We start from the raw sequence: 14,166 nt of genomic DNA, 5'->3' as shown, positions 1-14,166 counted from the left end.
CGTGGCTGTTGAGTGCCCCCCACACCGCGCAATCCCACCTCAAGCCCCTTCCCTGCCCCCCGGCTTTTGGCTAAGGTGGTATTCTTCTCTTTTTTATATCAAGCAGTAAGGGACGCCATGGTCGCCATCAACAAATCCAGCAAGCTCAACACCGTGTGTTACGACATCCGTGGTCCGGTGGCTCGTGAGGCAAAGCGGCTGGAGGAGGAGGGGCACCGGGTTCTCAAGCTCAACATCGGCAACCCTGCGCCCTTTGGCTTCGATGCTCCGGAGGAGATCATCCGGGATATGATCCACAACATCCCGGAAAGCCAGGGTTACTGCGACTCCAAGGGACTGTTCTCGGCGCGCAAGGCGGTGATGCAGCACTACCAGCCCTATGGGTTACGCGACGTCGATGTGGATGATATCTACATCGGTAACGGGGTCTCAGAGCTGATCGTGATGGCGATGCAGGGCCTGCTGAACAATGACGATGAGATACTGGTGCCAGCGCCGGATTACCCCCTCTGGACCGCCGCAGTCAACTTGGGCGGCGGGGTTGCCCGTCACTATCTCTGTGACGAACAATCGGACTGGATGCCGGACCTGGAGGACATCCGCCGCAAAATTACGCCCAAAACCCGTGGCCTGGTGATCATCAACCCCAATAATCCCACCGGCGCCGTCTACAGCCGCGCCATGCTACTGGCGCTGTTGCAGATCGCCCGGGAGCACAACCTGATCGTCTTCTCCGATGAGATCTACGATAAGGTGCTCTTTGATGGGGTGCGCCACATCCCCACCGCCTCACTGGCGGATGACCTCTTTATCATCACCTTCAACGGCCTCTCCAAGGCTTACCGGGCGGCGGGTTTCCGTTCCGGCTGGATGATGCTGTCCGGTAATCGTAACCATGCCAAGGGCTACATCGAGGGGTTGGAGATGCTCGCCTCCATGCGCCTGTGTGCCAACGTACCGATGCAGCACTGTATCCAGACCGCCCTCGGCGGCTACCAGTCGATCAACGAGCTGCTGCTGCCCAGCGGGCGGCTGTGTCAACAGCGGGACCTGGTGGTGGAGCGGCTCAATGCCATCGACGGCGTCTCCTGCTACAAACCCAAGGGGGCGATGTACGCCTTCCCCAAACTCGACATCAATAAGTTCAACCTGGTGGACGATCAGAAGCTGGTGCTGGACCTGCTGATGCAGGAGAAGATCTTGCTGGTTCAAGGCACCGCCTTCAACTGGCCGGAGCCGGATCACGTGCGGGTGGTGTTCCTGCCCCACATCGAGGATCTCAACAAGGCGATGGACAAGTTTGACGCTTTCCTCAGCCGTTACCGCCAGTGACTTGCGGGCGCCAGCGCCCCTCAATACCCATGTAGGAGGTTTCATGGATACCCCTTCAAGCCCGTTCCTCGCCTGGCTGTTTCGAATGCCGCTGATCCGGCGCTGGTCACTGATGTACTGCGTCAAATCGGAGAACGTGGCCGAACACAGCCATCAGGTCGCTATCGTTGCCCACCTGCTGGCGGTAATCAAAAACCAGAAATTCGGCGGCGATCTGGTGCCGGAGCGCGCCGCCACCATCGCCCTCTACCACGAGTGCTCAGAAACCTGGCTCGGCGACATCGTCAGCCCGGTGAAATACTCCAATCCCGATCTGACCCGGGAGTTCAAACAGCTGGAAGCGGCGGCGGAGCAGCAGTGCCTGGCCAGCCTGCCAACGGAGCTGCAGTCGGTCTTTGCGCCCCTGCTGGTACAGAGCGAAGTGCCACCGGCCTATGCCGAGGTGGTGAAGGCCGCTGACGTGATCTGCGCCTACCTGAAGGCGATGGATGAGCTCGCCCACCATAACCACGAGTTTCGTCACGTGGTGGAGAAGCTGGAACCCCGGCTCGCACAGTTACGACAGCAGCCGGAAGTGGACTACTTTCTCGATGTGTTCCTGGCATCCTGTGGTTCGACCCTGGACAGCCTGGCAGAGACCGGCCATAGAGCGTAAGGAGGCAGGGATGATCAGTACCGATCCACTTTGGCAGCAACGGCGCTTCGGTGGCACCCAGCGCCAGGATGACCGCCGCTCCCCGTTCCAGAGGGACAAGGGGCGGGTGCTCCACTCCGCAGCCTTTCGCCGCCTGCAGTCGAAAACCCAAGTGCTCGGCGTCGGGATGAACGACTTCTACCGCACCCGGCTCACTCACTCCATCGAAGCGGCGCAGATCGGCACCGGGCTCAACGCGCAGTTGCGGGATAAGCACCCGGAAGTGGCCCCGCTGCTGGATGACCCGCTGATCGAAGCGCTCTGCCTGGCCCACGATATCGGCCACCCCCCCTTTGGTCACGGCGGGGAAGTGGCGCTCAACTTCATGATGCGGGAGCACGGGGGCTTCGAAGGCAACGGGCAAACGTTCCGGATCCTGACCCAGTTGGAGCCCTACACCCAGGATTACGGCATGGACCTGACGCGGCGTACCCTGCTGGGCGTACTCAAGTATCCGGTGCTGCATGGACGGGTCGCCAGCAAGGGGGGCCACAGCCTACCGGCCAACTTCCGCCAGCTCAAGGCCAGTGACTGGCTGCCGGCCAAGGCGGTGTTTGACGAAGACAGCGACATCCTCGATTGGGTGCTAGCGCCCCTGGAAGCTGAACAAAAAGCCCTGTTCCAGAGCATCAGTCAACACCCGGGAGAGAATGGCCACCGCCGAGCTCGTTACCGTTCTCTGGACTGCTCCATCATGGAGCTGGCGGATGACATCGCCTACTCGGTGCACGATCTTGAAGACGCCATCGTGCTCGGGATCCTCCAGCCGGACCTCTGGCAGGAGGAGGTGGTCACCGAGCTCGAGTCCCGCGGCCCCTTCGACCCGCCGACCCTTGAGCGGCTCAGCCGGGATCTGTTCTGCCCCCAGCAGTATCGTCGTAAAGAGGCGATCGGAACCCTGGTCAACGGCCTGGTCTGCGCCGTCACCCTCAAGCCACAACCGGGGCTGAGTGCGCCACTGCTGGCTCAGCGGGCGGTCCTTGACGATGACTACCGGGTGCTGCTGAAGGTGCTCAAAGGGTTTGTGTTGCGAAACGTGGTGCAGAAACCGGAGGTGCAACTGCTGGAGTTCAAGGGACAGCAGATCGTCATGGAGCTGTTCGAGGCCTTTGGTTCCGATCCCAAACGGCTGCTACCGCGACCAACGGCGACACTTTGGCAGCAGCACGTGGCCGAGGGCGCCTCGGGCAACCGGGTCATCGCCGATTACATCTCCGGGCTCACCGATGACTTCGCCGCCCGCCTGCATGGCAACCTCTTCGGCGCCGGCAGCGGTAACCTGTTCGAGCTGCAGTCAAGATTGTGATTTTTATGTGATCCATGTCGCAAAAGGCCACGTTCAACCTCTCCGAAACCCTAATGGAGAACCACTATGAACGCAGCTAAGAGACTGGTCGCAGTAGCTTTTGCCTCCTTGGCAATCACCGCCTGCAGCGACAGTGATGATGATGTCGTAATTACCACTCCGCCCACCCCATCTCCGGGAACGGGCTATGTTCGTGTGCTCCACGCCTCCCCGGATGCGCCGAAAGTTAACGTCATGGTAAATGGCGCCGCCGCACTCGAAGCCGTGGATTACGCCGTTGGCAGTGGCTTCATCGCGCTTGAAGAAGACAGCTATGAGATTGCGGTCGATGCGATTCTTCCCGGTGGTGACACCACCACGGTGGTCGGTCCCGCCTCCATCCCGATTGATGCCGACACCGAGTACTCTGTGGTCGCGGTCGGCAAGGCTGGCGATGGCACCCTCGAGCCGCTCATCCTTTCCCGACCCAAGGCGGACTTTGGCGCCGGTAATATTCGCCTCCAGGTGCTGCATGCCAGCCCGGACGCCCCTGCCGTTGATATCTATCTCACTGCACCCGGCGATGACATCAGCATGATGGACCCGGCCCTGGCGGCAGTACCCTTTAAAGCCAGCAGCGACCTGATTGAGGTAGCTTCCGGGGATTACCAGGTGCGGGTCACCCTGCCCGACAGCAAAGAGCCCGTATTCGATACCGGGGCTCTCACTCTCGAGGCCGGAACCGACCTGATGCTTGTTGCCATCAACAACACCCTGACCGGCGCCTCACCCATCAACGTAGTGGCCTGGTCCAGCGAGGGCGTTGCCCTGGTGAGTGATGTCAAGTCCGGCAGCGAGGTTCGTGTCGTTCACGCCTCGCCCGATGCCCCGGCGGTGAACGTTTTGGTGGATGACGCGGTTGCCCTGACCGACGTGCCCTTCCCTGCAGCCAGTGGCTACCTAGGTTTGGCTGAAGGTGCCCACAACGTGAAGGTGGAACCTTCCGCTGCCCCGGGTACCTATGTCATCGATGCCGATGTGGAGCTGGTAAAGAACACCGCCTACACCGTGCTCGCCATCAACGAGGTGGCCAACATTGCGCCCCTGGTGCTGACCGATGATCGCCGCCGCATCGCTACCGAGGTGGGCCTGCGCCTGATCCATGCCTCGCCCACTGCCGGTGAGGTGGACATCTATGTTGGCGCCGACAACGACATCAGTGACGAGGAGCCAGCCTTCACCGCCGTTCCCATCGGCGCGGAAACCGGACGTGTGGCACTGCCCGCAGGCACCTACTACGTTACGGTTGCCCCGACGGGAACCAAAGAGGGTGCCATCGGTCCGCTGATGCTGGAACTGGAAGCCGGCAAGCTCTACACCGCCGTCGCTCGAGATGAAGTCGGGGGTGGGTTGCCCCTGGGCGTCATTCTCCTGGATGACTTCATCGCTCAGCAGTAAAAACTTAATCCTCAGGAAGACCCAGGCGCTGACGAAAGTCAGCGCCTTTTTTGCCATCAGGACAGAGGCCAAGTATCCCCCTGGCGACAACGCTTCCACCTGCGCCTGCATTGCCCACCAGCTTGTTAACTTGGTGTATCTTTTAGGTGAAGTTCAACTCAGGGAGAGAGGCGATGGAGTCACGTTTACTTATTGCCCTGCTGATCATGGTGGCGGGCAATCTCTACTGGTGGTACCGATATCACCAGGCTGAGGGGGACAGTACCATTGACGGACGTGAGCGGGAGGAGCGGCTCAATGAGCTGCAGGACCATTGGGTGCGCTTTACCTGCGTAGCCATCGTCATCATCATGCTGTTGGCCCCGCTGATCCAGGCAGCCCTGCACTCTGGGCTCGCCTAACCTTCGAGAGCGTGAAAAAAAGGCACCCACCAAGGGTGCCTTTTTACGCAAAAGCGCTCAGAAGATCTTACCGGGGTTGAGGACGCCCTTGGGATCCAGCAGTGCCTTCAACTTCTTCATCAGTTGGATCTCCACCTCACTGCGCGAACGATGCAGATAGGGTTTTTTCTCCAGCCCGATGCCGTGCTCCGCCGAGATGGAGCCGTTCACCTCTGACAAGCTCCGGTAGACCAGGGACTCGACCCCCGTTTTATCCTCAACCGGCCCGATCCCCAGGTGCAGGTTGCCATCACCAAGGTGACCAAAGGTGATAAGACGGGACGCGGGATAATCCTCCGCCAGCCGCTGTTCCAACTGAGTGATGTACGCCTCCATCGTTCGGATCGGCAAGCTGATATCAAACACGGCCACCGGACCGAGGTGCTTGATCAGACTCTCTGCATCATCCCGCAGGGCCCACAACTGAGCCGCTTGCTCACTGGCGTGGGCGATCACCGCATCCAGGATCGTGCCCGACGACAGCAAGGACTCCAGCAAGGTCATGAAGTGCGCCTCATCCCGCTTGGGATCGCTGCCGCTGGCCTCGACCAGCACATAAAAGGGATACTCGGTCGGCAGGAACGCCGGATGTTTGGCCAGTTCGGCAACCAGGCAGTGGTAATGACTCTGCCACATCACCTCGAAGGCGGTGAGTTTACCATCCAGCTCGCCCCCCAGACGCCGAAGCAGCGTAACCACATCCTCGAACCGGCTCAGTGCCACCAGCGCGGTCTGCACCGAGCTGCAGCGGGGACGCAGTCGCAACACCGCCCGGGTGACGATCCCCAGGGTGCCCTCACTGCCGATAAACATCTGCTTGAGATCATAACCGGCGTTGTTCTTCAGCATCTCGTTGAGGGAGGAGAGCACGGTACCATCGGCCAGGACCACCTCCAGACCCAGCACCTGTTCTCGCATCATGCCGTAGCGAACCACGCTGTTGCCCCCAGCATTGGTGGCCACCATGCCCCCGATCTGGGCGCTACCCCGCGCCCCCAGATCGACGGCAAACTGCCAGCCCGCCTCCTCCGCCGCCTGTTGCACCTGTTGCAGTACCGCGCCGGCCTGGACCGTCATCACCCCCGCATCACTCTCCAGCTGCTCGATCCTGTTCATCCGCTCCAGCGACAGGGCCAGATCCCCGGCCTCACACTGGGCCCCGTTGACCAGCCCTGACATGCCGCCCCAGGGCACCACGCTCTGCCCCCACCGATGACACAGAGCCATCACCTGTGACAGCTCCGAGGTACTGCCGGGCCGGACAATCGCCTTGGCGGGACACTGGCCCCGTCCCCAGCTGAGGTGTGGTCGGGCGGTGACATCCCGACCCAGTAAGAGTCCCTTGGGCCCGACAATCGCCTCAATCTGGGCGATAAGATCCCTATCCCTTTGTTCCATGATTTTAAGTCCCAGGTGATCGCTGTTCGGTCAGTATCGCCTCCCGCAAGGTGGCACACTGCCATAAAGGTGGCATTCCGCGCCCGGCTCTGTGCCGACGCGCAAACACAAAAAAACCGGAGCCCAAGACTCCGGTTTTTCAAGCTGTGGGAAACTCCCTCTACACCAGGGTCGGGAAGAGTCCCTTGATCCCGGCTGCGACCACCTCGATGCCGATGGAGAGCATCAACAGACCCATGATCCGGGTGATGACGTTGATGCCGGTCTGTCCCAGCAGGCGGAAGATTGCCGGGGCCAGCCGAAAGATCCCCCAGCTCATCAACGCGAAGGTCAGGATGGCCGCGATCATGCCCATCAGGTTCACCACCCCGGTGTACTCGGCACCGTAAACGATCACCGAGCTGATCGCCCCGGGGCCTGCCATCAGAGGCAGTGCTAACGGCACCACCGCCACGGACTCTTTCACCGCGGCTTCGCGGTCTTCCGCCTTGTTATGTTTCACCTCGCCCAACTTCCCCTGCAGCATCGACATCGCAATCACCACAATCAGGGTGCCCCCGGCGATACGGAATGCCGGCAGGGAGATGCTGAACATATCGAGGATATGATTGCCTGCCAGCAGGGTCACAATCAGGATCACCAGCACCGCAAAGTTCGCCACCGCATTGGTGCGTTGCCGCTCGGCATCACTCTGGTGACTGGTAAGACTGACGAAGACCGGCAACAAGCCGATGGGGTTTACGATTGCTACCAAGCCCAAGAAAAACTGGAGGTATAGGGTCAGATCCACAGCACATTTGCCTCGATAGTGGGTCAAAAATTCAGGCGTACTTTACGGTAATTCCCGGTCACGGAATAATGAAATTTTTCCTGATTCCGAGCCCGCGATGGATTAGAAATCCTAATGCTAGCTCACTGCACCAAGGGCGGACACGAATGAAGTATAGTGCCTAAAAATAAAACGGCCTGCATATGGCAGGCCGTTGATAACATGAGATTTACTCGATTAAGCCTTGGCTTGAACCGCCTCGGTCGTTTCAGCGCCATCCACCCACATCGAGAGCGCCCCATCACAGGTGATGTTACACGCCGTACCAAAACTGTCCTGCGCCATATAGAGGGCGATCATCAGGGCAACGGCGGCTTCACCAAATCCGAGCATCGCCGTGAGCAGACCCAACGCAGACATCACTGCGCCACCCGGCGCGCCCGGTGCGGCGATCATCACGACACCCAGCATCATGATGAAGGGCAGCATCTCCATCAGGCCTGGAATGCCCATATCCGGCATCATCTGCATGACGGCGATGGAGCAGGTTGTCAGGGTGATGGTGGAGCCCGCCAGGTGGATAGAAGCAAACAGCGGAATGGAGAAGTTCGCCACTTCAGTGTTAACCCCATTCGCCTTGGCCTGGCGAAGGGTCACCGGAATGGTCGCCGCACTGGACATGGTGCCGAGGGCCGTGACATAAGCCGGCAGCATGGTGCGGATCAGGGCCCATGGCGAGCGGCCGTTGCGCAGGCCGGTCAGGATGTAGAGCAAGCTGATGTAGAACCAGTGCATCAGGATGGCCAGTACCAGCACGATACCAAAGGTCTTCAGGGTCTCAAATACGGAACCATCGGCACCGAAGCCCGCGAAGACACCGGCGATGTAGATCGGCAGGACAGGGATAATCACCTTGGCCAGCACAACATCAATGATCCCCTTACCCTCGTCCACAACCTTCTTCAGGTTGGTCGCCCCGGTTACCGAGATCCCAAGACCGATAATGAAAGCAGCGGCCAGGGCACTCATCACGCCAAACAGCGCAGGCACTTCAATCACAACAAAGGGGGTGAGACTGTTTCCTGCCACCTCTTGCAGCGGCCGGGATTCCACCAGGGCCGGTACCAGGATCGAAGCCACCAGGTAGGCCAGAACGCCGGCCAGCAAGGTTGACCCATAGGCGATGGAGAGGGTACGTCCCAACAACCGGCCACCATTGGCTTTGAGGTTGGCGATCCCCGAGGCGATAAAAAAGAGAATGATAAGTGGAATGACAAAGCTGATGAGCTGGCCAAGGGCCATCTTCACCGTCAGCAGCAATCGCACCAAGAGATCCGGTGCATAGAGACCGGCCAGGAGGCCAACCAAGATTCCAACCAAGAGTCGAACAATCAGTTTCATAACAGATTCCTTCTGAGAGCATATTGTTTTTATTGGTACTCTTGCCCGAGGGATACTACGTAATTCCGCTACACGAGACCAGCCTCACAGAACATTAAGTTGATAAATAAAATAGATGCAGACCAACGCCGACAATAAACACCAACACTGAAGCAGCATCCGCTTCACACTCACGAAACCTTTGTGCATTCCCGCCCGCATCTCATCCGTAAGGGCACCGCCCGCGTTCCTATAGGCAGCCCTTCAATAACGGCTGACACCGGGCACAAAAAAAGCACTCCGAAGAGTGCTTTGACTTGCGGGTGGGTTTAACCGAAGTCTCCGGTAATGTAACCGTGGGTACGTTTATCCTGCGGCGCATTGAAGATCTGCTCAGTGTCACCGTGCTCAACCAGTTCCCCCATCAGGAAGAACGCGGTCTTATCGGCGATCCGCCGGGCCTGTGCCATGGAGTGAGTCACGATCACCACGGTAAAGTCTCGACGCAGATCTTCCATCAACTCCTCGATACGGGCGGTGGCAATGGGGTCCAGCGCGGAGGTCGGTTCATCCATCAGGATCACGTCCGGCCGCATGGCGATGGTCCGGGCGATGCACAACCTTTGTTGCTGACCACCGGAGAGGCCGAAGGCGTGGCTGTGCAGGCGATCCTTCACTTCTTCCCAGAGCGCAGCCTTACGCAGCGCCTCCTCCACAATGCTGTCGAGTTGGAACTTGTCCTTCAACCCCTGCGCTTTCTGCCCATAGGCTACGTTCTCGTAGATGCTCATGGGGAAGGGGTTGGCTTTCTGAAACACCATGCCACAACGCATCCGCAGTTTGCGCACATCCACATCAGCGTAGATATCCGCACCGTCCATCTTAACCTCACCGCTGATCTTCACTCCGGCAATCAGATCATTCATTCGGTTAAGCGTGCGTAGCAGCGTCGACTTACCACAGCCAGAGGGGCCGATAAAGGCAGTCACCTGGTTGCGCGGAATCACCAATTCGATGGATTTCAGCGCTTGGGTGTCGCCGTAGTAGAGGTCCAGATCGTTAATTTCAAAAGTGTTCATAATCATTTACCGCAAAAGCCTGCTTAGTAAGTCGCTTTACTGAATTTGTTGGAGATGAACTTGGTGGTCAGATTGATCCCAAGGACCACGAGAACCAGCACGGTGGCCGTCGCAAAGGCCATATTCCAGTCGTGCTGGGTATACAGCTCGGTGGTCAACATATATAGGTGCACGGTCAGGGTTCGCCCGGAGTCAAACACCGACTCCGGGATCCGCGCAACCATACCGGCGGTCAGAAATACCGGGGCGGACTCGCCAACGATACGACCGATAGAAAGGATCAACGAGGTGACGATCCCCGGCATGGCTGCGGGCAGGATCACCCGACGTATGGTGTATAAGCGTGAGGCACCCAGGCCAAAGGAGGCTTCACGGTAAGAGATGGGTACGGCGATGATCGCTTCTTCTGTGGTGCGGATAATCACCGGCAAGATCAGGATCGCCAGGGTCAAGCCACCGGACAAAACAGAGAAGCCCAGGCCCAGGGCCACTACGAAGAAGGTCATGCCGAACAGGCCGTACACAATGGAGGGGATCCCTGCCAAGGCTTCGGTGCAAAAACGCACCAACTTGACGATCTTGCTTCCGGGCCTGGCGTACTCCGTCATGTAGATGGCGGTCATGATCCCCACGGGGGCCGCGATGGCGATGGACAGCAGCACCATATACAGGGTGGCCACGATCATCGGCCAAATCCCCTCCTCGTCACCGGTACGGGTGTAGTTGTCGGTAATGAAACTCCAGTCCACGTAGGCGAGGCCGTTGCTGACGATGTAGAACAGGATCCAAGCGAGAAAGGCCATGGTCAGCACAGCGGAGGACCAGATCATGCCGGTGAGAACCCTATCTTTGATGTCGTTGGTGAACATGGTTATTTCGCCTTCTCACGGTTGAGGTACATCAAAGTACCGTTGAGCAGCATCACAAAGACCAGCAGAACAACGCCAGAGGCGTAAAGGGCGCTGGCATGAACGCCGGTGGCGTAGGACATCTCCAGGGCAATGTTCGCGGTCAAGGTGATAGCCGAATCCAAGATCCCTTGAGGCATTGCCGGGGTGTTGCCCATCACCATGATGATCGCCATTGTCTCGCCAATGGCTCGGGCCATACCGAGGATCACACCGGTTAGAATGCCAGAGCGTGCGGCGGGAATAAGCACATTGAAGATGGTGTAGATCTTGGACGCGCCCAGTGCCAAAGAGCCCTCTTTATATTGCTTCGGTACCGCACGCAACGAGGTTTCAGTTACTGCGATCACCGTCGGCAGGATCATAATGGCCAGTACGATTGCGCCAGCCAGAATGCTGGCCCCAGAGGCGACACCGAATACCTGCTCGATCAACGGGACGATTACCACCAAGCCGAAAAAGCCATATACAACCGAGGGGATCCCAGCCAGCAGCTCGATGGCCGGGCGTATGATCTTAACCACCCGCTCGGGCGCGATTTCAGCCAGGAAGATGGCGGTGAGGATCCCAACCGGCACCCCCAAGACAACGGCGACGGCAGTCGCCATCAGGGAGCCGACGATCATCGGTGCCAGGCCATACAACGCTGGCGGCAACCAATGAGTGCCAAAGACCATGCCACCCACACCGGCTTCAGCAAAGGCAGGAGCACTCTCCTTGACCAGGAAGAAGCCGATGGTAATGACGGACAGCACACCGATAAACGCACTGAGCATAAACAGTGCATGAAACGCGTGTTCGATGACATCACGACGACGCGAACTTTTCAGTGCTTCTGCGGTCGACTCAGCCTGCACAATGACGTTCACAATTGACATAAAACTCTAAACCCTACTAAACCCGCAAACAGGCTGCGGCACCCCTGCCACAGCCTGTCCATTATTTTGCTCAATCTTGCGATTGAGCCGTCAGCTTACTTCGCCGGTACGTAGCCTTTCTTGGCTACGATGGACTGACCTTCGTCAGACAGGATCCAGTCGATGAAGGCCTTAGCGTACTCAGGCGTAGTCGGGCCGGTCATCAGCACGAATGAGCGAGCTACTGGGTATCTGCCGCTTTGGACATTACCGACGAGAGCATCGACACCATTGATATCCAGAGCCTTGACGGTGTTGTCAACGGTACCCAGGGAGATGTAACCGATGGCGTTCGGGTTTTGCCCGGCGGTGGTTTTCACCATACCGTTACCGTTGGCCACTTGGGTACGAGGGGAGATAGCAGAAACCTTGATGCCGTTAATCTTCTGTTTAAGACCCAGCACATCCTCGAAACCGGCACGGGTGCCGGAAGCGGTATCACGAGTCACCGCAACGATCGGGCCTTTTTCCCCACCGACTTCACCCCAGTTTTTGATTTCACCGCGGTAGATGGCGGAGACTTGCTCAGTAGTCAGGTTTTCAACTTTATTGCTCGGGTGAACGACAACAGCGATCCCGTCATTGGCGATGGTGATTCGCTCAACGCCAGCTTCGATCTCACTATCAGCAACCGCACGGGAGGCCATACCGATGTGAGAGGTGCCCTGGTTCGCTGCACGAATACCAGCGGAAGAGCCAGGCCCTTGAACCTCAACAAAGTACCCGGTTTTCTTGGTGTAGGTTTCCGCCAACACCTCCATCAGGCTGGTCATGGAGTTGGAACCTGAGACGGTAATGGTTTCAGCGGCACTCACACTGAAGGCGGAGATCAGTGCCAGTGCACCGGCAGCAAATTTTTTCATTGGTAAACCCCAAATTGTCCTTGTTTTTGTCGCCCTTTCCGGGGGACGACGCCATTAGGCCAAGATGAGATGACAGGGGTATTTCACTTTAATGCCAGTAATGTGTCAGCGTCCCCAACGAGTAAGGAACACACTGATGCGGCTCTTTAAGGCGACAAAAAGGCCATCAAGTGGAGGCAATGACGAGTGAGAGATGAAAAAACACGACGATGGGCTGACGCCAAAGGAACACAGCGGACAGACCAAGCTAAAAAAGGGGGGAGAAAAGATGTCGGGGTGATGGAGACCAGTAAAGGTGCCATTCGGCTCAGGGGTCTACGGGCCGCAGCTCGAGGCGGTCTTCGGCACCAAGTTGGATCTCCAATCCCGCTTCCGTTACGAATCGGCGCCGGTCGATGTCACCTTTTTTCACGATGTAGCTTTGGGTATCCCCATTAGGAGCCACAACCACCACCCGGATACGCTGTTGGGCATCGTAAACACGATACCCGATCATTGCCACCACCGCGGTGACAAAAACCCCTACGATCAACGAGACGAAGCGTCCGTTCCCGAAGGCCGGAGTCGGGCTGGTCACCAAGCTATTACCTTGGCGTCGACGCACGAACCAAAGCACAGACGCGATCAACGCTAGTGTAAACAAAACCTTAAGCAGCATGCACTTCCCCTTACCAAGCTGCCACTAGTGTACCTGACCCAACGAAGAAAAAGTGTATCCGCTGCCTCAATTGGGCCCCCAGATCGCCTTTACACTCTCGCGTTGCCGCATCGCCGCCCACCACAGATCCATTGGCCCCTCCAATACCGTGATACCGCAAGCCGTGCTCCAGGCGAAAAGAGATAGATCTGCCAGGGTCAGGTGGTCATCAACAACAAAGCCGACCTCACTCGGCAGTGGCAAAGTGCACCACTCGGGTATCTCACTTGCCTCAGGGGGATGCGAAGCAAGCAGACGCTGACACAATTGAAGCACCAATGCCCTTGACCAGGGGGAGTCAGGCATCAGATCCGGCCCCGGCATCCCCTCATTTAGGTAGTAAAGCGCCGCAAGTGGCTCCGTTAGGCTCTGCCCTTGATGAGTGAGCAAGGGTCGTCCCGTTTTACTCTCGGTAATTGAGTCGTCTAACAGGCAATAGCCAACGCCCTTCTCCTCACAGCAAAGCGCCAGCGCAGAGACACGATGATCGGTAATCCGTCCATGCAGGCTGATCGGCAACATAGTTCCACCTCCTCTCCGACTGTTCGCAAGTTTAGCCGCGATGAGCTTCGGGCATTATGGAGCGCAGGCTGTACAAAAACGTGGGTGCCTGATGAAACTGAGCGCGTTAAAACCTGCAGCCCTATTTTCGGGGTGGCGGAACAACCTGAGTCATCAATTAGGACGCTCCCATTCACCCAACCGCACAATTTACGGACCACAACAAAAAACGCCTCATCCAAGGATGAGGCGTTCTAAAAAGCATGGCGGAGCCGGCGCAGAGCCCCTTCCCCGCAACGCCGAAGCGGCTGCCTCAGGGAAGTGTTGTTCGCAACACACACTCACGAAGCGCGGCCTCACAAAACACCGAACCATTCGAGCACTCATACGCCCAAACGAAAAAACCCAGCCGCTAGGCTGGGTTTATCGAAATAATGGCGGAGTG

The 14,166-nt window shown here is 58.1% G+C and carries 14 protein-coding genes; 5 read left to right on the top strand and 9 right to left on the bottom strand.

Going from position 1 to position 14,166, the window contains the following annotated elements; genetic code table 11:
- Positions 1-117: 117 nt before the first annotated feature.
- The 5 genes from ABD997_RS02435 (at position 118) to ABD997_RS02415 (ending at position 5,170) form a co-directional block, all read left to right on the top strand.
- Positions 118-1,332 (top strand): pyridoxal phosphate-dependent aminotransferase, encoded by a 1,215-nt coding sequence (locus ABD997_RS02435; RefSeq protein WP_345315429.1) that lies wholly within the window; start codon positions 118-120, stop codon positions 1,330-1,332.
- A gap of 43 nt (positions 1,333-1,375) precedes the next feature.
- Positions 1,376-1,987 (top strand): 5'-deoxynucleotidase, encoded by a 612-nt coding sequence (yfbR, locus tag ABD997_RS02430; RefSeq protein ID WP_345315428.1) that lies wholly within the window; start codon positions 1,376-1,378, stop codon positions 1,985-1,987.
- Between the two features lie 10 nt (positions 1,988-1,997).
- On the top strand, positions 1,998-3,332 hold the full coding sequence (locus tag ABD997_RS02425) for an anti-phage deoxyguanosine triphosphatase (RefSeq protein ID WP_345315427.1): 1,335 nt from the start codon (positions 1,998-2,000) through the stop codon (positions 3,330-3,332).
- A 66-nt stretch (positions 3,333-3,398) separates the two neighbouring features.
- Positions 3,399-4,769, top strand: coding sequence for a DUF4397 domain-containing protein (locus ABD997_RS02420; RefSeq protein ID WP_345315426.1), 1,371 nt, complete (start codon positions 3,399-3,401; stop codon positions 4,767-4,769).
- Between the two features lie 173 nt (positions 4,770-4,942).
- The gene (locus ABD997_RS02415) at positions 4,943-5,170 is read left to right on the top strand and encodes a hypothetical protein (RefSeq protein ID WP_345315425.1); all 228 of its coding nucleotides are present in this window, start codon (positions 4,943-4,945) and stop codon (positions 5,168-5,170) included.
- Between the two features lie 57 nt (positions 5,171-5,227).
- Here ABD997_RS02415 and ABD997_RS02410 read toward each other — a convergent pair whose 3' ends face one another.
- From ABD997_RS02410 to ABD997_RS02370, 9 genes are all read right to left on the bottom strand, one after another.
- Positions 5,228-6,607 carry an FAD-binding oxidoreductase gene (locus ABD997_RS02410; RefSeq protein WP_345315424.1) on the bottom strand — a complete coding sequence of 460 codons (1,380 nt, stop codon included), beginning with the start codon at positions 6,605-6,607 and terminating at the stop codon, positions 5,228-5,230.
- 160 nt (positions 6,608-6,767) lie between these two features.
- The gene (locus ABD997_RS02405; protein ID WP_345315423.1) at positions 6,768-7,397 is read right to left on the bottom strand and encodes a YchE family NAAT transporter; all 630 of its coding nucleotides are present in this window, start codon (positions 7,395-7,397) and stop codon (positions 6,768-6,770) included.
- Positions 7,398-7,613: 216 nt separating this feature from the next.
- Complete coding sequence (locus tag ABD997_RS02400; RefSeq protein ID WP_345315422.1) at positions 7,614-8,777, bottom strand: dicarboxylate/amino acid:cation symporter; 1,164 nt, start codon at positions 8,775-8,777, stop codon at positions 7,614-7,616.
- Between the two features lie 308 nt (positions 8,778-9,085).
- Positions 9,086-9,835, bottom strand: coding sequence for a phosphate ABC transporter ATP-binding protein PstB (pstB, locus tag ABD997_RS02395; RefSeq protein WP_345315421.1), 750 nt, complete (start codon positions 9,833-9,835; stop codon positions 9,086-9,088).
- Positions 9,836-9,858: 23 nt separating this feature from the next.
- The gene (pstA, locus tag ABD997_RS02390; protein WP_345315420.1) at positions 9,859-10,704 is read right to left on the bottom strand and encodes a phosphate ABC transporter permease PstA; all 846 of its coding nucleotides are present in this window, start codon (positions 10,702-10,704) and stop codon (positions 9,859-9,861) included.
- A gap of 2 nt (positions 10,705-10,706) precedes the next feature.
- Positions 10,707-11,621 carry a phosphate ABC transporter permease subunit PstC gene (gene pstC, locus ABD997_RS02385; RefSeq protein ID WP_345315419.1) on the bottom strand — a complete coding sequence of 305 codons (915 nt, stop codon included), beginning with the start codon at positions 11,619-11,621 and terminating at the stop codon, positions 10,707-10,709.
- A 95-nt stretch (positions 11,622-11,716) separates the two neighbouring features.
- Positions 11,717-12,523, bottom strand: coding sequence for a phosphate ABC transporter substrate-binding protein (locus ABD997_RS02380; RefSeq protein ID WP_345315418.1), 807 nt, complete (start codon positions 12,521-12,523; stop codon positions 11,717-11,719).
- Between the two features lie 307 nt (positions 12,524-12,830).
- On the bottom strand, positions 12,831-13,100 hold the full coding sequence (locus tag ABD997_RS02375) for a hypothetical protein (protein ID WP_345315417.1): 270 nt from the start codon (positions 13,098-13,100) through the stop codon (positions 12,831-12,833).
- A gap of 147 nt (positions 13,101-13,247) precedes the next feature.
- On the bottom strand, positions 13,248-13,742 hold the full coding sequence (locus ABD997_RS02370; RefSeq protein WP_345315416.1) for a glutathione S-transferase family protein: 495 nt from the start codon (positions 13,740-13,742) through the stop codon (positions 13,248-13,250).
- Between the last annotated feature and the right edge of the window lie 424 nt (positions 13,743-14,166).

The organism is Ferrimonas gelatinilytica (assembly GCF_039544205.1).
GTDB lineage: Bacteria > Pseudomonadota > Gammaproteobacteria > Enterobacterales > Shewanellaceae > Ferrimonas > Ferrimonas gelatinilytica.
Note: the sequence above shows the minus strand (reverse complement) of the source record. Positions and strands in the feature narration are given on the sequence as shown.